The sequence below is a fragment of the Paraburkholderia sp. NMBU_R16 genome (assembly GCF_013282575.1).
GTDB lineage: Bacteria > Pseudomonadota > Gammaproteobacteria > Burkholderiales > Burkholderiaceae > Trinickia.
On record NZ_JAAAYE010000029.1, the window covers coordinates 37179 to 58224 of the forward strand.

Consider the following 21046-nt stretch of genomic DNA (forward strand, 5'->3'; position numbering starts at 1 on the left):
GTAGGAATACCCGAAGCGCTTATCGAGAGTTACAGAAAGTCGTGTCATTCGTCCGCCCGAACAACTGAACAATGGAGCCCCCGTCTTACGGCACGCTCTGCAAGCGTCGCCTTACATCGAGGTTTCGGTATGTCCGTTCACACAGAGCACGCGAGGTTCTTTTCGCCCCCCGCCACGACGGCTACGGAGCAAGACCGCGCAAAGCACGAGGTATGGCAATCGTTGGGATCGCGCACAAAGGCCTTGCTGAGCACCGACGGCACATTGACATTGCTGCTCGACGCGTTTTCAGGCGAAAGCATCGAGACCGTCCTGCTCGGGCAATACGCCGAAAGCGACGATTCGGTATCGGCCTGCGCGACCATGAGCCTCGGTCCAAACGAAGCAACGACACGGCGCGAGGTCGTGCTGCGCACTGCGCTGAGCAAGCGCAATCTCGTGTATGCCGAGTCTCGTATCGCCGATGCACGCTTGCCGCCGAAGCTGCGCGCACCGCTGACGCAAGGCACGCTTCCCATCGGACTGCTGATGCGCTCGGCGCGTATCGAATCGTTCCGCGAACTGCTCGACTGGGGTATTCACCCGCTCGACGAAGCGCCTTGCCCGAACGCATGCTTCGACGCCACCGAGCTCGTCTATCGCAGCTACCACATCGTCGTCGCGGGCCGCCCTTTAATGCGCATTACCGAGTACTTTCCGCGCGGCCTGTTCGGGGACGACGATGAGTAGCACGACATCACCGGTTCTGATCGTCGGCGCAGGTCCTGTCGGGCTGACCACCGCATTGCTGCTGGCAAGACAAGGGATCCGTTCGACGATCCTGCAACGTGGCTCCGACATCCTGCGAACCGGATCGCGCGCCATCGTGCTGTTGCGCGACACACTCGAAGCGTTCGACGAAGCGGCGCCCGGCACGGGCGCTCGGTTGGCCGCACGCGGTATCACCTGGCTTGTGAAGCGGACCTACCACAAAGATCGGCTTCTTTTCAGCGAAACCTATCCGGAATCGAAGGACGCGCGCTATCCCCTCTTCGTGAACGTCTCGCAACAGGAAACCGACAACGCGCTACTGGATGCCGCGCGCACGCAGTATCCCGATCACATCTCGGTCGTCTTCGATCAGCACGTGACGGGATTGCGGCAAACGGAGCGACAGGTCGTGGTCGTTACAGAACAAGGCCGGGAGTTCGTTGCGGATTTCGTCGTCGGCGCGGACGGCGCACATTCGAATATCCGCAAGCTCCTGCGCATCGAGTTGATCGGTCGGCGATCCGAAAACCGTTTCCTCATTGCCGATGTTCGCGCCGAATTGAACATCGATTACGAGCGCCGTTTTTATTACAGCCCGCCCGGCAATCCCGGCTATCAGGCCTTTATGCTGCCGCAACCCGATCGGGTCTGGCGTTTCGATTGGCAGGTCGCGCCCACTACGCGTCTCGAGGACCTGACCAAGGGCGACGGCCTCCACACGAAAATACGCGCGCTCATCGGGCCGGATATCCCTTATGAGGTGCTATGGACGAGTCTCTATCAGTTCAACAATACGCATGCGAAGACATTCGGCGCGGGCCGGGTTTTCCTGGCTGGCGATGCCGCGCATCAGTTCAGCCCGTTCGGCGGGCGTGGGCTCAACTCGGGCATCGGCGATGCGCGCGCGCTGGCTGCGCATCTGGCCCGCGCGATCGAGGATAAGACAGCGATTTATTCGCTCCCCAGCTACAACACCGAGCGACAGAAGGCCGCCATCGCCAACCTCGGTGCAACGGGAAAAGTACTTCGTGTACTCGTTCCGGCTACTCCGCTGCATCGCGCGGTCCGTCATCTTGCACTGCGGGGCGCGCGGCATTTTGCGTTCTGCCGTCGATACGTCGACTCCGGGCCGTACGCGGTATCCCAACGCCCAACGACGCAAATCGATTGAAAGATCGGCCGCGGCTGGCGCACCGAGCCGATCGACCAATGCACGTCGGTCGCGAACTCACGTGCTCATTTGCTCGATGAGTTCGAACCCCACATCGACGCGCCGCAGCTTGAGCGGACTCACTCGCGTCGGACTGCCATTCACGTCACTCGGGAAACGGCAGCGCCGTTTGGTCATCGGCACGCATGTCGAACACGTTCAGTGTCATCGCCACCAGCGCGTAGTAACCGAGCAGACCGACCAAGTTGATCGTCACTTGATGACCAAAACGCTCGACTGCCCTTTGAAACGTCGGACCCGAGACACGCTGCGTGTCGTAGAGTTCGGTGGCGAAAGCGAAGATCAGCGCGTCGTCTCCATCATCGAAATCGGGCTGCCGCCCGCTGCGGATTGCCTCGGCTGTCGCCGCGGGCACGCCGGCATCGAGCGCGATCGGATAGTGGATGTGCCACTCGGCCTGCGAACGCCAGCGTGCGGCGGTGACCAGTATCGCCAACTCAGAGAGGCGCAGCGGCAGCCCGGTACGATAGCGGCAGAACGCGCCGAGGCGCTGTGCATGCTGTGCGAGCTCGGGGCTGTGAATCCATCCGAGGAACGGACCGTTTAAATTGCCTCGCGGTCCCGACCGAATCTCCGTCAGGACGGCTTCCTGTTCGGGCGTGGCATGCGCTTGATCAAAGACCGGCAAGCGGTTTGCGGGAGGGGCGGATGAGGGTGGCGTCATGGTTGGACTCCTGAATTCAGCGTACGCCCACGACGCGCAGCGCGTCATCGATCGCATCGGTCAGGCAGCTGACGATGCGATCGATGTCCTCGGCCGTGCAAATGAAGGGCGGCGCCAGCAAAACGTGATCGCCCGATACGCCATCGACGGTCCCTCCCATCGGATAGACCATCAGCCCACGCTTCATCGCCTCACGCTTGATGGTCACGTTAAGCGCCAGCTCGTGTGCAAACGGCACCTTGGTCGCGCGGTCCTCGACGAGTTCGACGCCGACGAACATCCCGCGGCCGCGCACGTCGCCGATATGGTCGTGCCGCGAGTAGTGCTCGCGCAGCGACGCGCGCAATTGCTCTCCGCGCGCCTTGACGTTATCGAGCAGGCGGTCTTCTTCGATCACACGCTGAACCTCCAGTGCCGCAGCACAAGCGGTTGCGTGGCCGATATAGGTATGGCCGTGCTGGAAGAATCCCGAGCCTTCGACGATCGCGTCGAAAATCCTGTCGCTGACGAGCGTTGCGCCGATCGGCTGATACCCGGCGCCGAGGCCCTTCGCGATCGTGAGCAGGTCGGGCGCAACGTTGTCCTCGTCGCATGCATACAGATGCCCGGTGCGGCCCATTCCACACATGATCTCGTCCAGGATCAGAAGAATGCCGTATTTGTCGCAGACCGCGCGGATCTTGCGCAAATAGTCACCCACCGGCGGCACGGCGCCTGCCGTCGCACCAACGACCGTCTCTGCGACGAACGCTGCCACGGTGTCGGCCCCGAGCTCCAGAATCTTGCTTTCGAGTTCGTCCGCGAGGCGCTGCGTGAATGCGTTATCGGATTCACCGGGGCGCTGCTCGCGATAGGCGTAGCAGGGACTGACGTGATGCGCCTCGATCAGGATCGGGAGAAATGGCTCGCGCCGCCACGCGTTGCCGCCGATTGCCAACGCGCCGAGCGTATTGCCATGATAGCTTTGACGGCGCGCGATGAAATGACGCCGTTGCGGCTCACCGATCTCCACAAAATATTGCCGGGCCAGCTTGAGCGCAGCTTCGATCGCTTCGGAGCCGCCTGACACGAAGTACACGTGGCCCAGACCCTGCGGGGCCCGCTCCACCAGCCAGTCGGCCAGTGCCTCGGCCGGCTCCGTCGTGAAGAACGAGGTATGGGCGTAAGGGAGCTGCTGGACCTGTCGTTCGATCGCGTCGATGACCCGCTGGTTGCTATGCCCGAGGCACGACACCGCAGCACCACCCGACGCATCGATATAGCGTTTGCCTTCGGAATCGATGATCTCGATACCATCGCCGGCGACGGCAACCGGCAGCGTCCGCTTCGGCGCACGGTGAAAAACGGTGGTCATGCGGTTTCCTCTGAAAGTGCGTTAGTCAGCAACGGATTCTGTGACGAGGTGCCGTAGCTTGTCGCGTACGTCTTTCCAATCGTCCGCGTCCGGAAGAGGCGCTTGCCTGCCGATGATTGTAGGCCATTGTTTCGCCAGAGAAGCATTCAACTCGACGAAGGATCGCTGATCATCGGCAATGTCCTCCGCCGAGACGATCGCGTCGGCCGGGCACTCGGGCACACAGACGGCGCAATCGATACACTCGTTCGGATCGATGACGAGGAAGTTGGGCCCTTGGCGGAAGCAATCGGCTGGGCATACTTCAACGCAATCGGTGTAACGACATCGAATGCAGTTTTCAGTCACGACATAAGCCATTGACCCTCCTGGCAAAGCCAATCCGATTGAGAGGCGGAGAGCCGAACGCGACCGCATAGACGCCTGAGGCCGCCTCTCTCATGCGTTAGAAGCGATTGCATAGGCGGGCTCGGTCGACGCGCTGGAAAGGGCATGGCCCGCATGGCGTACAACGCTGATGTTCGTCATGCTTTCCTCTTCGAAGAAAAACTTCCTTTCGCCGAACGCCGGCTTCAGATCATGCAGCCAGGTTGCCGCAGGATCGAACTTTGCATAGAAGGGCCTGCGCACCCAGTTTGGATTGCGTGCTTGCAAGAACTGAAGGGCGAACACCTTTTCGCCGCGAATATCGACGATGCCATCGATGACTACTTTGCCGGGGAACGCGCTCATCGAAGGGCCGCGGACCGTGCGCGCGAGTCCCGATACGGTCTGATAGGCCGCCTGGAAAATCTCATAGGCTTTCGCCAGCGGCAACTGGAAATAGTGGCTGGGACCGGTGTCGCGTTCGACGAACATGTAGTAGGGAATCGCACCGAGCCGCACGCCTGTCGTCCACAGCTCCGCCCATCCCTTGGGGTCTTCGTTGATATGGCGAATCAGCGGCGCCTGCATACGAAGGGTCGCGCCGGACGAGACGATGCGTTTGACCGCACGTTGTGCGATGGCCGGACGCAGTTCCGCCGGGTGATTGTAGTGGCCCATGATCGCGAGGTTTTTGCCGGCCGCAACGACCTTCTCGAACAGGCGCATGAGGTCGTCCGAATCCTTGTCCGTCACGAAGCGCTGAGGCCAGTACGATACAGACTTCGTACCAATGCGGATGTTCTGGATATGGGAGAGATCAGGCGCCAACAGAGGTTCGATATATCCGGCGAGAGATCGCGTATTCATGATGAGCGGATCGCCGCCGGTGATCAGCACATCGGTCACTTCGGGATGTTGCTTCAGATAGGCAACCAGCTCGTTGGATTCCCGCGCATCGAACTTGAGATCGTCCATGCCGACGAATTGAGGCCAACGAAAGCAGAAGGTGCAATAAGCGTGGCAGGTCTGTCCAGAGCTGGGGAAGAACAGCACGGTTTCCTTGTATTTGTGTTGCAGGCCGCTTACCGGTTGACCGTCCAGGAACGGGACGTTGTGCGTCATTTGGCCTGCCGGATGCGGATTCATGCGCATACGGATCGCACGCACCATTTTCTCGATGGCGGCCTCATCCTTTTCCTCGAGTACGAGATTGCGCAGCTGCGCATATTCGGACGGCGGCAGCATGTCCTCGTGAGGAAATGTGAGGCGATAGATTGGATCGTTCGGGATGTCGGTCCAATCGATCAGTTCGTTCATGACGTACTGATTCGTGCGAAACGGCAAGACGCGAGAGACGACCTGTACTGCTTCGCGAAGCTTCGGAGGAAGCTGTTGCCATTGGGGGGCTTGGCTGATCGTTTGGCGGGTGTACGGTTTGAATTTTACGGGAAGCTCGTCGTTGGACATGATGCTCCTTCGATTCGAAAGAAAGTATTTATATAAAGAAAGGAACGCTAATAAGTTTCTCTGCAGAAATTCCTCGCCGCAGTCGGTTCGATGGCCAAGTCCTACGAGAACGCTATGGAAGACATTGTTGCGATATGGTTCGCCACTAGCAAACGATATAAACTCGCGACGTTGTGCGTTTGAGGAAGGATCTGTGAAACGAAAGATACCGAGTATTGAAGCGCTGATCGCCTTCGAGGCGGCGGCCCGTCATTTGAGCTTCACACGCAGCGCCGACGAACTCGCCGTGACGCAGAGCGCCGTAGGACGGCAGGTTGCGGTCCTCGAGGAGTATCTAGGCATTGCGCTGTTCAACCGGGTCAAGAAGCGTCTCACGTTGACAGAGGTCGGCCAGCTCTACGCGAAGCAGGTGCGAGAGAACCTCGGGAGAATGGAGCGCGACACCCTCGCGGTGATGGCCCATCGGAATGCCGGCGGTATCCTCGAACTCGCTGTTATTCCCACGTTCGCCACGCGATGGTTGATTCCGCGGCTTCCGCAATTCTACGAGGCGCACGAAAACATCGTCGTCAACCTGTCGACGCGGGCCGAGCCGTTCCTGTTCACCGATACTCAGTTCGATGCAGCGATTCACTTCGGCGATCCCATCTGGCCTGGGGCAATCGCCAAATATTTGTTCGGCGAAGAGATGACTGCCGTATGCAGTCCTCAACTCATGAACGGGCAGTCTAGCCTGGAACCTCACGATGTTCCGAATTTCACGTTGCTGCATCAGTCGGCGCGCCCCGATGCATGGCGACAATGGCTCGCGCAGGCGGGCGTTCACGACGCGGACAGCATGAAAGGTCAGCGATACGAACTCTTTTCGATGTTGGTGGAAGCCGCCCGCGCAGGATTGGGGATCGCGCTCGTGCCGCGATTCCTCGTTTCGCACGAGTTGGCTACGGGGGAACTCATATGTCCTTGCAATCTGCCCTTGCGGAGCGACAAGGGCTACTACCTCGTGTACCCGGAGCACAAACAGAATTCGCCGTGGTTGCAGGCGTTTGAGGCATGGCTGCTGTCGGCCGCGAGCTGGTACATTGAGCGCGGCGGGGAGTATTAGGAGGAGGGTGCTGAACGCGGCGCAGCTTCTCATGTCGTCGACGACGCGCAGAATGGGGCCCCGCGCGTCGTTCGATCCAAAGCCCAAGCACATCGCGCGTGCTATCGGCTGGCTGCGACGGTGCCTGAATTGGATGGCGTTACAGTTCTCGGAGCCTGTCGGCGATGGCGTCCAACAGACCAATTGCGCTCGAGGTGTCTGTCGGCAAATTGTCGTAGACCTGTTCCAGATAGTTGTCGGCGAGCGACGCCAACGTGCCTTCGCCCTCGGTCGCCCCTTCGTCGGAGACGGCCAGCTCCAGACGTTCGAGCACATCGCCAAGGCCACGCCAACGGTTGCGGACGCTTTCCGTGACCAGCAACGTTTCGGCCTCGTCATAAATTTCGCGCACCTCGTTGAGACTCGCTGTCTCGACCTGATCTTGCAGCGATGCCGACGTTTCCGCGCGCTCCCGATGACTGTTGTAGGCTTCCAGCGTCGGCCGGGTGAATCCACCCTGTTCTTTCGTGACGATCCCCGTCAATGGCGTCCCTGTTCTCTTCCATAGCTGGTGGTAGTCGCCGTCGAGCGTATTGGCCGTCTTGTTTACGGGATGCAGGCCCATGCCGGAATGAGGCTGTCCCGTCCAAAACGTGTCCGGATGGTGCGACAAGGTCTTGCCTTCGCTGCGCTTCTCGTTCTGTTTGCGGGCCTCTTTGAGAATGACGGCGGATTGCGATTGGATGGGTTTCGTGCTCCGGCCTGTCAATGGTCGCGGTAAGGGCAGGGAAGACGAATAGTCGACGAAGCTATTCGTGAGCATGGCGCCGGAGCGCACGTCGCTGCGTACGTCCGGGGTCAGCGTGAGTTGCCCGCCACGGTGGTACTGCAGTTGATCCCGGGTCAAATCGACGACCAGATCTGTGGGCTTCACCTCGTCGTCTTCGATTTGCATCTCTTGATGCTGGGATGCGTTCGGCTCGTCGATCTCTTCCGGTTCCACCAGGATGGGTGGCCCGCCCGGGTTGTGCGTTGTCGTCGAGACGACCCACGACGCCGGGATGCTCTGAGTCTGCGGAAATATCGGCTGGACATCTCTTCTAAATGCCGCCTGGATAGCTCTGAGCTCCATCTGCTCGCGCAATGCACCGAGTTCGATGCCGAGATTCTCCTCTACCCAGGCCTGCAGTGTCCCGTGGTCGGTTGTATTGTCATCGGCCAGGTCGTTGAACTCGTCGAGATCGGGAGACCCCTTCCACTTCATATAACTTCGAACGAGCTCAATATCCTTCGGCGACGCCTTCACCTTCATTAAGGTCTTGAAGGGCGTGACTTTGCTTTTATCGGTGAAGTAGCCCTGCACGACGCTTGCACCGCGCGGATAAGACGATGGCATCGCGCCCGGCGCGCTTCGCGCGGCCGGCGCCGGTAGCGATGTCGGCGTGGGTATCGATGTGGCTGCGTATGTCCCCGACGTCGCCACCCCAAGCGCCTTGGCGCCCATCGTATCCGCCTCGCGCTCGAGCCTCGGATCGTCGTTGACGCTCGCGCCTTGCGGCAGGCTCGCCGTGGGCGGCACGCGGCCCCGCGCCTGCTGCACGACGTGCCACGCCTCGTGCGCGAGCCGGTGTTCGCGGCCAGGCGCGAGATGGATGTCGGCGTTACGAGCGAAAGCCTCGGCGCCCATCTCGGCCGGCCGCGGCGAATTGCGGTGTACCGCGACGCCGCTGAGGTCCACTCCCGAGAGCGTCTCGAGGCCCGTTCTCAAGGCCTCGGGCAGTTGCCCGATCTGGCGGGGACTGGCCCGCGAGCTTTCGGGCTCACGCTTGCCGCTATTACGTCGTTCGTATGCGTACATGGCCGTTAGTCGTCGTTATCGCTCGCGTCTTCGTCGTCCGCTTCCGAGCCGTCCGAGTCCGAATCGGAGGCTTTTTCTTTTCCTTTGACGCTCGCTTTCGTCGGTGCTTTCCGCTTCCGTTTTTTTCGCTGCGGCTTTTCCTCTTCTTCCTCCTCATCGGGATCGACGCTCAGGGTCTCGCCACCGCCCGAGCCGGATGCCAGTTCATCGAGCCCCTTGTCACCCAGTCCACCGAATACAGCGGGATTTTCTTTCCGCCATCCTCTCGGGTTCTCGGACTTGCGTCGGAGGATCTTGCCGATCGGCGTTTTCGCGTAGAACTCCTCGAGTGTCTGTTTCTTGAGCTCGAGCCCCCGCGTTCCGGCATCGAGCTGTTTCACATAGATTTCGATTGCCTTTTTCAAGGGTACGGCTTCGGTCTGGAGTTCAGAGAACTTGGCCTTGCTGAGTCTTGCGGTCTTCTTGAGAAAGGCCGTCACCATCGTATAAGCCGGGTTCTTCGTGGAAATCTTTTTGAGCTCCGCCCTGCCGATCCGATGGGTCTTGCCGAGCAATACGTCGCAGATAGCTTGCTCGGCCCGCAGACGCGCCACCCGGCTCTCGATCGCGGATATCTTGTCCGCCCGGAACTTCGTCTCCGAAGCAATGCCGGCGAATCGCTCCCCGTAATGTCGATTGAGGTGCGTCACCCGGCGATCGTTGCCTCGTCTGATACGCGCGCGCTTTTTGGGACCACCGTCTTTATCCTTGTCGAGCGCCGATTTCTGATTTTCCAATTTCACGAACACGCCCAACGTGTTCAATATGGTCTTGCGCTTTTTGTTCGCTCGATCGAGGTTGTCTTGAGACGCGTAGAGCTCCGTATCGGTGGGGGGATCCCTGTCTGTGTCGGTTGGGGCCTCGTCGAACGATTCGGCGTCCTCGTCGTAAAGGAGATTCGCATGCTTCGCGACGTATGTCTTGCCGCCGCCGCTTGGAATGACGGTAGACGTGTCTTTTTCCAGCGTTTGGAAAAACGCCGGGTTCAGGTGCGAGCGCAGATCGGACACCTGTATTGAGCCTGAGGTCGAGCTCGGAGCGGACGTGCGCGCCTGCTGCTGCCTTGCGCGATCGTAAGCGTCGCGGAGCAGCCCCTGACTGAGCTTGAACACGCCTTTGTAAATCTCGCCGGTGAATGACGAATGCGCGAGCGCACGATTACTGTCGATGGGCGCGGGTAGTGCGTCGTGGAGGCTGCCTCCTTCGGCCAAGTCCGGAACCGGGGGCACGATGCTGGGCAGATCGTTCGCGGCCTTACGAATGATTTCCTTCGTTTGTTCCACCAGGAATGCTCTGAATGCGTTTTCGTCCCGATTTTCGGGGCGGTCCTGCAAGGGGCCGTGGTTGAACGTCTGGTACCTGAGCAGATGGTGGACGATCAGCTGAATGTCGGTATTGAAGCGAGCGTCCAGTTTTACCGCGTTTCCCGTGGCATCGAAGTGCGCCAACGCGGCGTTGACCGCGTCCGTGATGATTTTCTCGGCCTGATCTTTCGGCAAGAGTCCAATGGTTCGCAAGGCGCCCGCGAGCAAAGCGTTGAGGTCGGTATAGGACAAGTCGGTCTTGTCGTTTTCGCTTTCGGTCCCGTCGGAGGCTGTCGACTTGCGCTTGCGAGAGGGCTTCTTGGCGGAGGTTCCGGCGGACTTGTTCTTCGCCTTCAGGCGCCCCCGTTCAGCCAGAACACCGTGAAACGACGAGCGTCGGGGAGGAAAATTGGCGGTATCCCCAATATGGGTTTCAAGGCGCCTGCCGACCCGTTCGAAAGAAAATGTCTCGCGAACGATGCCTTCGTCAAGAAGCTTTTTAAAATACGGAAGCGACAACTCGCCGTGGTTACCGTATAGCGCAAGCTCCTCGATTGCCAGCGTGAAATCCTCGATAGACAACGCTGAGTCGGCGTCGCTACCGGAGACCTCGTCATAGAGCGACTTCGCCAGGTTCTTCGCCGTTTCGTCGTCGTCGATCTCCTTGCCGTCGTATAGGAATACACCTTGCATGACATCTGTTTGCGGGCTGGGTGGGGAAGTTCGCGGCGCATCAACCGGCGAAGCGTCCCCCGGCGTCGTGCCGATGCGCAGCGCGGCGTCGCCCATACGGTCTGCCTCGCGTTCGAGTTCTATATCGTCATTGACGGGAATATCGCTCTTCAATTGCCGCGTCGGTTCGACACGGCCCTGGGCTTGTTGTGCGACGTGCCACGCCTCATGGGGCAAGTGCCGCTCCTCGCCGGTAGCGAGATGGATTTGCCTACCCTGTGCGTACGCGTGCGCTTGATATTGCGCTGGCTTCGCCGAGCGGTAGTGCACTCTGACGTCGTCGAGATTCACGCCGGAAAGGGCCTCGACACCGGCTTTCAAGCCGTCGGGCAGGCCCGTGCGGTTGACCGGCGCAGGCGAGCGTGCAGCCGGTGTGCCGGGCACCTCCGGCACATCCGGCGTGGCTTGCCCAGCCCCTTCGTCTTGCCCGGACGCTCGCCGCTGCACGACGCTGCGCGCGTAGTGGTACTCGCCCATCGCGACGAGCCCCGTTGCGGAGTCACCGGTTGGCGCAGCCTGCGCCGACGGCGCAGCCGGCTCGCTTTGCGCGCCGCGCCTCACGGGTGCGCCGGGTGTCATCTTCGCCACGTTCACCTCCGTGTCGCATCCTGTTTTCGCGAACGAGACCGGTCAATCATCGTCGCCCCACTCGAAATCGCGCACGTTGAACACTTTGCCGAGCTTTCCGTATTCGCGTTGCGTGGCTTCCAGCAAGTGCCGCTGCGACACGGGCTGCCCTTGTGCCGCCGCGAGAAACGCCGCGCCGATCGCGATGTTGTTGATGTTGCCGCCCGAAAGCGGTGCTCGCTCGGCGAGCAGTTCGAAATCGATGTCCTGGGCCATCGGCACCGCAGAGGGAAACGCGCTCTTCCACAACGTCAAGCGCTGCGGCGTGCTCGGAAACGGATATTCGATCATGAACTTGAAGCGGCGCACGAAGGCCTTGTCGATGTTTTGCATCAGGTTCGTCGACAGCACGACGATGCCCGGATAGGTCTCGATCCGCTGCAGCAGATAGCCCGTTTGCAGATTGGCGTAGCGGTCGTGCGCGTCCTTCGTGTCGGTGCGTTTCGCGAAGAGGCTCTCGGCCTCGTCGAAGAACAGCACGACGTTCATCGCCTCCGCCTGGTCGAACAATTGGGCGAGCTGCTTCTCGGTCTCGCCGATGTATTTGCTGACGACGCTCGCCAGATCGATTCGGTAGAGGCCCAGGTTCAGTTCGTTGGCGATGATCGACGCCGCCATCGTCTTGCCGGTGCCCGACGGGCCATGGAACAGCACGCACAGGTTGCGGCTGTTGCGATGCTTGACGTCGAAGCCCCATTGTTCGACGACCTGATGACGGTGGCGCGCATAGTGCAGCACTTCGGCGAGCGCGCGCCGCGTATCGGCCGGCAGCACGATGTCGTCGAACCGGTAGGGCGTCTTGACTTCCTGCGCGACGCTCAGTTGCTCGCGTTGGCTCTCCTCGCGGCATGCGTCGAAGAGCAGCGCTTGTTCGTCCTCGCCTGCGGCGTCGATGATCTCGCGGCTCGCGGCGTCCTTCAACGCCGAGACGATCTGGCCTTCGGTGAACGGATATTGATTGACGAGTTGATCGAGTGTCGCTGTGCTCACCGCGAAGCCGAACGTGGGCAGATGACGTTGCCATACCCCGCGCCGCAGCCGCGTATCGGGGGCTGCGCTGCGCACGAGGACCGCGACCGCGCGATGCCGGCGAAAGCCGTGCGCGAGATCGGCGATGCGGCGGGCGGGGCCGTTCAGGACGGCGACGTAGCGCTGGCTGTCGAAGAGCGTCCGGCACACGTCGTCGAGCAAATCGTCGGCGCCGTCGTACGCGCCGAGCGATTGGCAGTCGACGAGCACGAGCACGCGGTTGCATAGCAGTGCGTCGCGGCACAGGATGCGCAGGCGCGCGGTCAGCGCAGCGGCGTTGCGGCCAGCGTTGACATACGCTTGCCGGAGCGCGCGCCCGTCGAGCCGCGTGCAGCGCATGGCGGCCCGCCTGAACAGTGCGGCGCACAAGCTCTCTTGCAGCGCCGGGTCCGGGCCTTGCAGATGCAGCACGTAGCTCGTCGGCTCCGCGTCGTTCGCCGTGGCGCGAGCGAGGAAATTCGACAACTGCTGCTTGACGGTGTCGTCGACGAAGTGGTCGTCGAGTTCGAGATCGCCTTCGATCTCTTCGAGCGGCCGTTCGAGCCGCAACTGCGGTGCTGCTCGCGCAAGCAGATACGCGGCGATCGCGGGCGGCAGGCGGCAGCCGCCCGCGAGCGTGCCGAGCCGGCTGCCGGGCGCAAGCTCGACGAGATCCCAGTTGCGCAACGCGGCGTCGCTCATGAGGCGTTGCTGGACTTCGAGCCGCGCGGTCGGCTCACCTCCGAGCATGCGCGCCATGCTCGCTAACGGCACGAACGGTGCGAATGACGCGAGCGGCTCGCGCGCTTCTGCACGAGGCTCGTCGGACAACGTCTGGAGGATCGCTCCATAGCGCCCATCGAGCTCCGGTAACAGGGCGCAGAGCAGCAGCGCGAGATCTTGCCGCTCGAGCTGGAACAGCAGCGCGAGGTGCACCCAGGGCAGAAACACCTGCGCGTCGACGCTCTTGGCGCTGCGCGCGGCGAGGCTCGACCACTGGCGGCGCAGCGTTGCGTCGAGCTGCTGCAGCGGATGCTGGAGCCGGGCGTCGGACAGCCCTTGACGGTTCGCCTGACGGTAGAGGTCGGTGAGCCGGTCGGCAGGCAGGGCCGGGTCCGGCTGCTCCGTCGTCTGCCGCTGCAACAAGGCCCGCTCGATCATGGTGTCGCCGAGCTGGCGTAACGCCTGCAGCAGATCGGCGTTGTCGTCGTAGGGGAGGGCGTCAGCGATGCTCATCGGCGGAGAATCCCGGTGGTTTGACGAAATCGGCGAGCAGCACCACGCGATCGGCGCTGCCGCGATTCCAGGCTTCGTGCTCGACCGTGTCGTCGAAGATCAGGCACTCGCCGGCACGCCACCGCCGCATTTCGCCGCCGACGCGCAGGCCGCATCCATCTGGTGTTTGGAGTGCGAGATGAAGCCGCAGCACGTCGCGGCTGTAGCCGACGTGCGGCGCGATCACGGTGCCCGGCGCGAGCCGCGAGAATCCCGCCGTGCGCAGACCCGGAATGTCCCGCACGAGCGCGGTCGTGCGTGGACAGAAGACGCAGTTCTCGACGAGCGGTTGGTCCATCAGATAGAGGCCATAGACGTCCCAGCCGTGGTTGTACAGGGCGGTCTCGGGCCACGCGTCGAATTCGAGCGTGGGCAGCGCCTGACATTCGTCGAGCACGTCTTGCCACTGCGCGAGGAGGCGTCGCGTGAAGGGGAACGAGGCGGGATCGAGGAACATGACGTTCGTTTCACCAGAAGAGCCGCCATGCGCCGTCGATCCAGATGCCGTGCCCCTGAAGCGTGATGCGGTGGTCGCCGGGTGTGACCGGGAGGCCGCGCGCCTGGTGATAGCACGTGCCCGAATGCAGGAACAGTGTGCCGGGGCGATAGGCGACGAAACGCGTCGGGCTTGCGCGCAGGCGTTCGAGCTGGCTCGCGCCGTCGAGATGCGCAAGGTCGGCGACGCCGAGCGGCCAAAGCGCCATGCCGGCGCCTTCACGCGGCAGGCCGAGCGGCAGCGTGAACGACAGCGTCGGCGGAAGATTCGGCACGGACACGTTCGCGAGGTCGAGCGCGCCGTGTGCCGTATCGACGTGGATCGGATTGCCCGGAAACTCGGGGCCGTCGCGCCGCGTGAACCAGACACGGTGCAGCACATCGTGCTCGGCGCGCGGGGCGAACTCGGGGTGGCCGTCGAAGATGTGAAAGCCCGGCAGCGCCGAGCCGGCAAGAAACGTTACGGGCCGCCGCAGATGCTCGGCAAGGCCAGCGACGAGTGTGTCGTACAGCTGAGCGAAGCACTCCCGCAACAGCGGATTGTACTGCCGGGCCAGGCGCTCGTAAGGCCGCGCCGGATTCGCGGTGATGTCATAGTAGTTCGTTGCGCCGAGCGTATAGAACGGCAATCGCGCGTGGCGCGGCAGCCAGAACGCGTCGAGATCGCGCGCGCGCTCGGCGAACGCCGCGCCTTGTCCGGCCGAGAAGAGCGGTAATTCGGCTTCGAGTTGGTCAGGATGGCCCGTTAACGGGTGCGTTGCCGCGTTCGTTACAAAAGTCGCTTCCATGTTCGTCGCGCCTTGTGGTCGCTACCAGTAAAGCAGGATTTCCCGCTTGGTCGTCCGGATGCCGTGCCCTTGCAGCGTGATGCGCTCGATTTCGCCGTCGCAGGCGAGCACGGCCTGATGCTTGAGCAGGCCGTCATGCACGACGAGCGTGCCGGTGCGATAAGCGTGCCGCTCGGGCTCGCCCGCACCGAGCGGCCACAGTGAAAGGCCGCTGCCGAGTGGCGTGCTCAACGGCAGCGTAAAGCTGAAGAGGCTGTCGTCGGACGGGGCGAGCCGCGCAAACACGTCGCGGTATTGCAGATCGCGGTGCACGCTCGCCACCGGCAAGCCGAACGCCGGGTCCGGGAGGTAGATATGAAAGCCCGGCCGCGCCGCTTCGTCGGTCAACCGCGCAGGCAGGCCGAAATGCGCGCCGAGCGCAGCCGCGACCCGCGCCACGAGCGGCGCGAAATGCGCGTCGATGAGCGCGTTGTTTTCGCGCCGCAGCGCCTCGTCGCGATACGCGCTCGCGCCTGCCGCCGCGGCCCAGTCGAGATAGGCTGCGAGCCCGAGCGTGAAGAACGGGGCGTGCGCGTGCCGTCGCCGCCAGTGGCGTCGCATCAGCAGCACGCGCAGCACCCAGTCCTCGCAGTCGGCTTCGTCGAAGAGTTCGAGCGTTGCCAGCCGCGCGCTGCTTCGCGCCGCGTTGCCTTCGTCCATGGCGGCAAGCATTGCGGCTCAGCGCTCGCCCTGCGACCCGTCGCCGACGATGCGCACGAGCGCGCGTGTCAGCAAACGCCGCTCGTTGACGACGAACCGATGGTCCAGCACTCGTTCGGTGTTGTCGAGAAAAAGGCCGATATTGCGGTTGATGAGGGCAAGGTCGTGGCGGTTCGTGTCGTTATCGTTGATCTGCACGAGCGCGCGCACGCCCGTTTCGAGCAGCGCGTGTTGCTCGGCCGTGAAGGTGCGCCCGGCTAGCCGGCCGAACGTCGCGATGAGCGCTTGCAGGTCGTCCGGTGCCACGCGGTTGTCGGCGCGTTCGCCGGGCGGCGTAGCCGAGCACACGATTTTTTGCAAATCCTGGAGGAACTGCCTGCGTTCGGTTTCGCCGCTCGCCGGGTTCACGGCGTCGCCGAGAATCTGGGCGAGATCGTCGACGCGCGCGTCGATGGCGCGTTGCGTCGAGACCAGCATCTCGCTTTGCACCTTGCCAGAGCCGATGTCGGCGCGCAGCGTGCTCAGCGCTTGCGCCATCGCGCTTGCTTGCCGCGCTGGCAATGCGGCTTGCGCGGCTTCGCCTTCCGCCGGAATCCAGTAGAACTCGATATCCGGTGCGGGCCCGATCGCTGGGTTCCAGGTCAACTGCAACGTCCAGGTTTCCCCCCGACGCACGGGCATAGTGAACGAGCCAGGCACCGGGACGACGATCGACTGCGGGCCCTTCTTCGAGTTCGACATGTATCGGTAAGACAATCCCGTCGCATAGACGAAGCTCGTCATTTCGCCCTGCGGCGTGAAGGTGGAGCCTTCGAGCGTGCCGAGGTAGTTGGTGGTGAACGTCGGCTGCCCGACGGTCGCCATCACGAAGCCGGCGACTTGAGCGACCTGGCTGAATGTCGTGCCGTTGGTCAGGTCATGCTGCGTGTAGGCCACGCGTTGACCGAAGTCCATGTCTGCAACGTTTGCCATGTTCGTTCCTTTCGAGTGAGTGAGCGTTTCGAAGCATGCAGTGAAACTGGGGTCGTCCATCGCTTGCACCGTGCCGGCCATTCATGCCGGCCGCTAACCGCCGCCAGCGGGCGCCGACCCGTCGCCGACGAGACGCACGAGCGCCCGCGTCAGCAAGCGCCGCTGGCTGCTGTCGAACTGCATTCGCAAGACCTGCTGCACGTTGTCGATGAAGCGTTCGACATTGCTCTTGATGAGCACGAGGTCGTGCCGATTCGCGTCGTTGTCGTTGATCTGCACGAGCGCGCGCACGCCGGCCACGAGGAGGTCACGTTCGTCGGATGTGAACTCCCGGCCGGTCACGCGCGCGAAGACATCGACGAGGCTTTGCACGTTGCTCGCGAACTCGGGTGACTCGGAGGTGTTCGGCTCAGCCTGCGGCGCGCAGACGATCTTGGCGAGCTCCTGCATGAAGCGCTGCCGCGCATCGGGATCGGCGCTCATGCCGGTAGCGTCGCCGAACGCGCGGGTGAGATCGTCCATCCGCTGCGTGATCGCCTGCTGCGCGCTTTGCGTCATGCTCGCGCGCAGGCGACCGCTCGAGAGATCGTCGCGCAACTGATCGAGCATGGCGCCCATGCCACCGTTCGGCAGCGTCGCGGGGGCGGGCTCCGCCGCCATGGCGTCGGGCGGCATCCCGATCGGGATCCAATAGAACTCGACCTTCGGCGGCCCGCCGAAAGCGCTGTTCCAAGTGAGTGTCAGCTCCCATCTTTCGCCGTTTCGGACGGGCATCGTGAATGCGCCGGGTACGGGGATCGTGTAGGACCTGCCGCTCTTTTTGCCGCCTGTATCGTAGAGGTACGAAAGCCCCGTCGCATAGACGAAGCTCGTGCGCGTATTGCCGCTGTAAGTGGCGCCCGACAAGGCGCCAGCGTAGTTGCCGGTGTAAGTCGGCTCGCCGACCGTCGCCATGACGTAGCCGTCGGTCGACGCCGTCTGGGTAAAGTAGGTGCCGCCGTCGGTCAGCGCGGATTGGTCGTAGGCGGCCCGAGCGCCGATCATCTGTGTGCTGCCGTTCGTGGCGATCCGGTTGCCGGCCACCGCCAGTGCCGCGCCTTGCAGCGTGGCGCCGGTGACGAGGTTGCCGCTCGCGTGAATGACGCCTTGCGCGTCGAGCGCATAGTCGGCGCTCGTCGGGCCGACGACGACGTGGGTCTTGTTCACGGTGAGGAGCGGTGCCGCGCCGCTTGCGCCCACTGCGAGCAGTGGGTCGGCCGAGCCGTCGTCGCTCGCCACGGTGACGCTTTGGCTGGCCACGAGCGTTTTCACCTTCAGGTGGTCGACATCGAGTGTGCCGGTACCGAAGTTCACGTCGCCGGTGACTTGCAGCGCGTAATCCGTGTCGATGGAGGCGAGCTCGGTGTTGATCGCGACCGTGTTCGGCTTGTCTTTGTTGCCGTTCGTCGTGACCGCGAGCGCGGGCGGCAGCGTGGCGCTGGAGTCCGCCACCGTGATCTTGTTGTTGGCCTGCATCAGTGCGAGTAATGCAGGCGACACGACGTAGGCCGAGTTCCTCGCGTCGAACGCGACTGCTTTCGGCAGAGGGGCGCCGTCATGCTGGGTCAGCGTCAATTCCGTCTGGCCCTTGATGGATTTGACGAGCATCGTTTGTACCGTCGTGTCGTCACTCGCCTTGAACCGCTTGATGATGATCGCGCCGCCGACCGACATCGTGCTCGTGAACTTCGTTTCCTTGCCGACGACGGCGATGCCGCTCGTGCTGATCGTTCCCGGCCCATCGGTGGCTTTGTCGTAGTCGACGTCGACACCGGGCGGTTGATACCTGTAAGCCGTTTGGGTCAGCGGGATCGCCATCTGCTGCTCGAGCTGGAGATGCTCGTCGTCGATGATCTTTGCGACGGTGCCGATTTGTTCGACGAGCACGCCGACCGTGATGCTGTCGCCCACCATGATCTGGTCGCTGAACGCCGTCTGATAGCCGATCAGAACACCGTCGGAGATCGCGGTGAGGACACCTTTGCCGACGAACGCCGGGCCGTTGCCGACGGACAGCGAAGCGATCGGGTTGTTGTTCAGGATGCCGACATTGCCTTGCGTGTAGTAGAGATTGCTCGTCGGCGTGCCGACGGTCTCACGCGTCCAGTAGCTGAGAATCGGCAGGCCCTTGAGCTTCGAGCCGTTGCCATCGAAGCTTTGCGCGTAGACCGTGCCGCTCGCCACGACCGAGCCCGTCTGGATTTGCGCGCCGACCGTCAGCGCGTCGGCCTTGATCGTGCCGTTGACGTCGAGCGTGGCTTGCGGATCGCGGTCGGCGAGCGCGATCCCGACCTGCCGTTTCGGCGTGATCGTCAGTGCGCTGCGCCCGCCCGAGCCGATTCCCGACTGCGCGGACGCCTGCGCGCCGATCCCGATCGTGCCGTCGATGCGCATGTCGAACAGCATCTTGCCGCCGCTCCCAGAGAAACGCACGAGCGTCGTGCGGATATAGGTGTAGGGGATCGCCTGCAGCTCGGGGTCGAACGCGAGATCGACTTTGACTTGGCGTCGGGAGGAATCGACGGCGGTGATCGTACGCGTTTGCGAGACGCCGAAGGTCGGGACTCCGCCCGTCATCGTGAGCACAGGCGGATCGGAGATCAGGATGTCGCCGACCTGGAAGAACGGCGTAACGGTTTCGGAGATCGTCACCTCGACGCCGCTTGAGGTCAGCTTGCCGGGGCCTTTGAAGGTAATCGATTCGACTTGCAGGTTGGACACCGGTTGAGGCGCACCGATGCCAAGGTTGCCTTGCGTCGATGCGAAGCCCGTGAAGACGGTCTGCGTCGCATCGACTTCGAGATAGACGATGTCACCCTTGGCCTCCTTTTTGGCGCGCAAGCTGGGGTAGCGGACATCGTCGAGCAGATCGGCCTGGGCGCCTGACATGCTGGGCGTTGGGTTGCCGGATACGCCCGCACCTTCCGTGATCAGCGTGACCGCACCGAGCGTCGAGCTCACGTAGCGGCGCGCGGCGGCCCCTGATTTGTAGGTCAACGAATTGACGGCGCCTTGGTTCGAGAAGCCAATCACGGCGAGCAAGATGTTCAGGCCTGGATCCTGCAAATTGCGCACATAGCGGATTTGCGGGATCTCGACGATGCGCTTGTAACCGGCCACGCCGGTCTGGTCCTCGTAGTCGGCGTAGACCTCGTGGTAGTTGATCGTGAGGAAATAGGTGGCGCCGGGCACCACGTCCGTCAACTGCACGATTTGCGACTGAAGCAGGATGATCTGCCGCCCGAGCCGGTCGATCGCCATGCCGGCCCGCACTTCGACCTGATTGGCGTTCGTCTTCGCGTCCCAGATGACGTCGAGCCCCCGCGCGACGCCATAGGTGTAAAGGCTGCGGTTGTTCAGGCTCTGGATCGTCATGTGGTACTGCTGCTCGCAGACGAAGTCGTCCGTGACCAGTGCTTCGCCGGAGAAGTAGTGGGGGCGTTGAATCGAGGGCACGCTCATGGCAGGGCGATCCAGTTCACTTGTGCTGTCGGCGTGCCGTCGACGCGCGTTTGCAAGGCAGTGAGCGTGAGGACGAATTGCGCGGTGTCGATTTCCGAGACCCGGACGGCGTAGGGCGTATCGCCGACGACAGTCGCGTTGACGACGCTCGGCGACACGGCGAAGACCGCATTCTTGTCGGGGTGGTACGTCACGGACACCTGCGTGCTGTCGCCGGGCTTCAGCAGTCGGGTGGTGTCGACGTGCACGTTGCCGTGCCGCGCGCCGGTCAGGTTCGGCGCCGCGCTGGCCAGGTTCGCGCCGGCCGGCGGAATCACGATGGGCAGCTTGCTCGTCACGCCGACACGGCTATCGGTGATGCTTTTGATGATGCCCGGGTTGTTCGGGTCGAGATTGACGGTGGCCAGTAGCACGCCGTAACTCGGGTCGGTGGAAGCGGGGCCGTTTTGCAGGATGGCCGCCGTGCTGACGACGTTGGGTTGAGAGGTGGTCACGGGCTTCGTCGGATAAGCGAGATAGAGGCCATACGTATTCCCGAGGCCCGTGGCGGGCGTCATCATGTTGCCGCTACCGTCGGGAAAGATCAGGAACTCGCCGATCGAATCGATCGCCGCGCCGCTCGCGACGATGAGCGTGTTGCCCTGTAGCGTGACGGCGAGTCCACTCAGCACGCCGGGCGTGTAGAGAAAACGGTTCTGCCACGTGATCCAGTTCCAAAAATAGGTCTGCTCCATCGTCATGTTCTGAGCGGTCAGAAACATGCCGTCCGCGTAGCTGAGACACAGCGCGACGTCGGATGGAATAAGAGGCGTGTCGCTCATGGCGTGGTTTT

At 62.6% G+C, this 21046-nt stretch carries 16 protein-coding genes and 1 pseudogene; 3 read left to right on the forward strand and 14 right to left on the reverse strand.

The annotated features are described in order from the left end of the window. Positions 1-129 precede the first annotated feature (129 nt). Together GWC77_RS16195 and GWC77_RS16200 are read left to right on the forward strand one after the other, a co-directional pair. A complete protein-coding gene (locus GWC77_RS16195; RefSeq protein WP_173258518.1) occupies positions 130-729 on the forward strand; it encodes a chorismate pyruvate-lyase family protein in 600 nt (199 codons plus the stop codon). Next, on the forward strand, positions 722-1921 hold the full coding sequence (locus GWC77_RS16200) for an FAD-dependent monooxygenase (RefSeq protein WP_173258520.1): 1200 nt from the start codon (positions 722-724) through the stop codon (positions 1919-1921). Before GWC77_RS16195 ends, GWC77_RS16200 begins: the two co-directional genes overlap by 8 nt. Before the next feature lie 145 nt (positions 1922-2066). Here the strand turns inward: GWC77_RS16200 and GWC77_RS16205 are convergent, their stop codons facing one another. The 4 genes from GWC77_RS16205 to GWC77_RS16220 all read right to left on the reverse strand — a co-directional run bounded on the left by GWC77_RS16205 (position 2067) and on the right by GWC77_RS16220 (position 5832). After that, positions 2067-2645, reverse strand: a complete 579-nt coding sequence (locus GWC77_RS16205; RefSeq protein WP_173258522.1) for a carboxymuconolactone decarboxylase family protein — start codon at positions 2643-2645, stop codon at positions 2067-2069. A 16-nt stretch (positions 2646-2661) separates the two neighbouring features. Next, positions 2662-3999 carry an aspartate aminotransferase family protein gene (locus tag GWC77_RS16210; protein WP_173258524.1) on the reverse strand — a complete coding sequence of 446 codons (1338 nt, stop codon included), beginning with the start codon at positions 3997-3999 and terminating at the stop codon, positions 2662-2664. A 21-nt stretch (positions 4000-4020) separates the two neighbouring features. Then, positions 4021-4359 carry a ferredoxin FdxA gene (gene fdxA, locus GWC77_RS16215; protein WP_173258526.1) on the reverse strand — a complete coding sequence of 113 codons (339 nt, stop codon included), beginning with the start codon at positions 4357-4359 and terminating at the stop codon, positions 4021-4023. 78 nt (positions 4360-4437) lie between these two features. After that, positions 4438-5832 (reverse strand): KamA family radical SAM protein, encoded by a 1395-nt coding sequence (locus tag GWC77_RS16220; RefSeq protein WP_173258528.1) that lies wholly within the window; start codon positions 5830-5832, stop codon positions 4438-4440. A gap of 193 nt (positions 5833-6025) precedes the next feature. Here GWC77_RS16220 and GWC77_RS16225 point away from each other — a divergent pair, with 193 nt between their 5' ends. Further along, complete coding sequence (locus GWC77_RS16225) at positions 6026-6937, forward strand: LysR family transcriptional regulator (RefSeq protein ID WP_173258530.1); 912 nt, start codon at positions 6026-6028, stop codon at positions 6935-6937. Positions 6938-7076: 139 nt separating this feature from the next. Here GWC77_RS16225 and GWC77_RS16230 read toward each other — a convergent pair whose 3' ends face one another. The 10 genes and pseudogenes from GWC77_RS16230 to GWC77_RS16270 form a co-directional block, all read right to left on the reverse strand. Further along, the gene (locus GWC77_RS16230) at positions 7077-8774 is read right to left on the reverse strand and encodes a DUF4157 domain-containing protein (protein ID WP_173258532.1); all 1698 of its coding nucleotides are present in this window, start codon (positions 8772-8774) and stop codon (positions 7077-7079) included. Between the two features lie 5 nt (positions 8775-8779). Continuing rightward, positions 8780-10906, reverse strand: a complete 2127-nt coding sequence (locus tag GWC77_RS16235; RefSeq protein ID WP_254366999.1) for a hypothetical protein — start codon at positions 10904-10906, stop codon at positions 8780-8782. 90 nt (positions 10907-10996) lie between these two features. Continuing rightward, a pseudogene (locus GWC77_RS29620) lies at positions 10997-11428 on the reverse strand (DUF4157 domain-containing protein); the annotation flags it as partial. A gap of 51 nt (positions 11429-11479) precedes the next feature. Next, the gene (locus GWC77_RS16240; protein ID WP_173258534.1) at positions 11480-13720 is read right to left on the reverse strand and encodes an ATP-binding protein; all 2241 of its coding nucleotides are present in this window, start codon (positions 13718-13720) and stop codon (positions 11480-11482) included. Further along, positions 13707-14216 carry an aspartyl/asparaginyl beta-hydroxylase domain-containing protein gene (locus tag GWC77_RS16245; RefSeq protein ID WP_173258536.1) on the reverse strand — a complete coding sequence of 170 codons (510 nt, stop codon included), beginning with the start codon at positions 14214-14216 and terminating at the stop codon, positions 13707-13709. Before GWC77_RS16245 ends, GWC77_RS16240 begins: the two co-directional genes overlap by 14 nt. A gap of 10 nt (positions 14217-14226) precedes the next feature. Continuing rightward, positions 14227-15042 (reverse strand): hypothetical protein, encoded by an 816-nt coding sequence (locus tag GWC77_RS16250; RefSeq protein WP_173258538.1) that lies wholly within the window; start codon positions 15040-15042, stop codon positions 14227-14229. A gap of 21 nt (positions 15043-15063) precedes the next feature. Next, positions 15064-15753 carry a hypothetical protein gene (locus GWC77_RS16255; RefSeq protein WP_254366993.1) on the reverse strand — a complete coding sequence of 230 codons (690 nt, stop codon included), beginning with the start codon at positions 15751-15753 and terminating at the stop codon, positions 15064-15066. Between the two features lie 6 nt (positions 15754-15759). After that, the gene (locus tag GWC77_RS16260) at positions 15760-16713 is read right to left on the reverse strand and encodes a hypothetical protein (protein WP_173258541.1); all 954 of its coding nucleotides are present in this window, start codon (positions 16711-16713) and stop codon (positions 15760-15762) included. A 93-nt stretch (positions 16714-16806) separates the two neighbouring features. Continuing rightward, positions 16807-20214 (reverse strand): hypothetical protein, encoded by a 3408-nt coding sequence (locus GWC77_RS29625; RefSeq protein WP_254366994.1) that lies wholly within the window; start codon positions 20212-20214, stop codon positions 16807-16809. Then, positions 20211-21035: a hypothetical protein gene (locus GWC77_RS16270; protein ID WP_173258542.1), complete on the reverse strand. Its 825-nt coding sequence runs from the start codon at positions 21033-21035 to the stop codon at positions 20211-20213. Before GWC77_RS16270 ends, GWC77_RS29625 begins: the two co-directional genes overlap by 4 nt. Positions 21036-21046: the final 11 nt, after the last annotated feature.

Excerpts from the sequence above, each read along its gene's own strand:
- GWC77_RS16195 (WP_173258518.1), top strand. The coding sequence starts at position 130 with ATGTCCGTTCACACAGAGCACGCGAGGTTCTTTTCGCCCCCCGCCACG.
- GWC77_RS16200 (WP_173258520.1), top strand. The coding sequence starts at position 722 with ATGAGTAGCACGACATCACCGGTTCTGATCGTCGGCGCAGGTCCTGTC.
- GWC77_RS16205 (WP_173258522.1), bottom strand. The coding sequence starts at position 2,645 with ATGACGCCACCCTCATCCGCCCCTCCCGCAAACCGCTTGCCGGTCTTT.
- GWC77_RS16210 (WP_173258524.1), bottom strand. The coding sequence starts at position 3,999 with ATGACCACCGTTTTTCACCGTGCGCCGAAGCGGACGCTGCCGGTTGCC.
- fdxA (WP_173258526.1), bottom strand. The coding sequence starts at position 4,359 with ATGGCTTATGTCGTGACTGAAAACTGCATTCGATGTCGTTACACCGAT.
- GWC77_RS16220 (WP_173258528.1), bottom strand. The coding sequence starts at position 5,832 with ATGTCCAACGACGAGCTTCCCGTAAAATTCAAACCGTACACCCGCCAA.
- GWC77_RS16230 (WP_173258532.1), bottom strand. The coding sequence starts at position 8,774 with ATGTACGCATACGAACGACGTAATAGCGGCAAGCGTGAGCCCGAAAGC.
- GWC77_RS16235 (WP_254366999.1), bottom strand. The coding sequence starts at position 10,906 with ATGGGCGACGCCGCGCTGCGCATCGGCACGACGCCGGGGGACGCTTCG.
- GWC77_RS16240 (WP_173258534.1), bottom strand. The coding sequence starts at position 13,720 with ATGAGCATCGCTGACGCCCTCCCCTACGACGACAACGCCGATCTGCTG.
- GWC77_RS16245 (WP_173258536.1), bottom strand. The coding sequence starts at position 14,216 with ATGTTCCTCGATCCCGCCTCGTTCCCCTTCACGCGACGCCTCCTCGCG.
- GWC77_RS16250 (WP_173258538.1), bottom strand. The coding sequence starts at position 15,042 with ATGGAAGCGACTTTTGTAACGAACGCGGCAACGCACCCGTTAACGGGC.
- GWC77_RS16255 (WP_254366993.1), bottom strand. The coding sequence starts at position 15,753 with ATGCTTGCCGCCATGGACGAAGGCAACGCGGCGCGAAGCAGCGCGCGG.
- GWC77_RS16260 (WP_173258541.1), bottom strand. The coding sequence starts at position 16,713 with ATGGCAAACGTTGCAGACATGGACTTCGGTCAACGCGTGGCCTACACG.
- GWC77_RS29625 (WP_254366994.1), bottom strand. The coding sequence starts at position 20,214 with ATGAGCGTGCCCTCGATTCAACGCCCCCACTACTTCTCCGGCGAAGCA.
- GWC77_RS16270 (WP_173258542.1), bottom strand. The coding sequence starts at position 21,035 with ATGAGCGACACGCCTCTTATTCCATCCGACGTCGCGCTGTGTCTCAGC.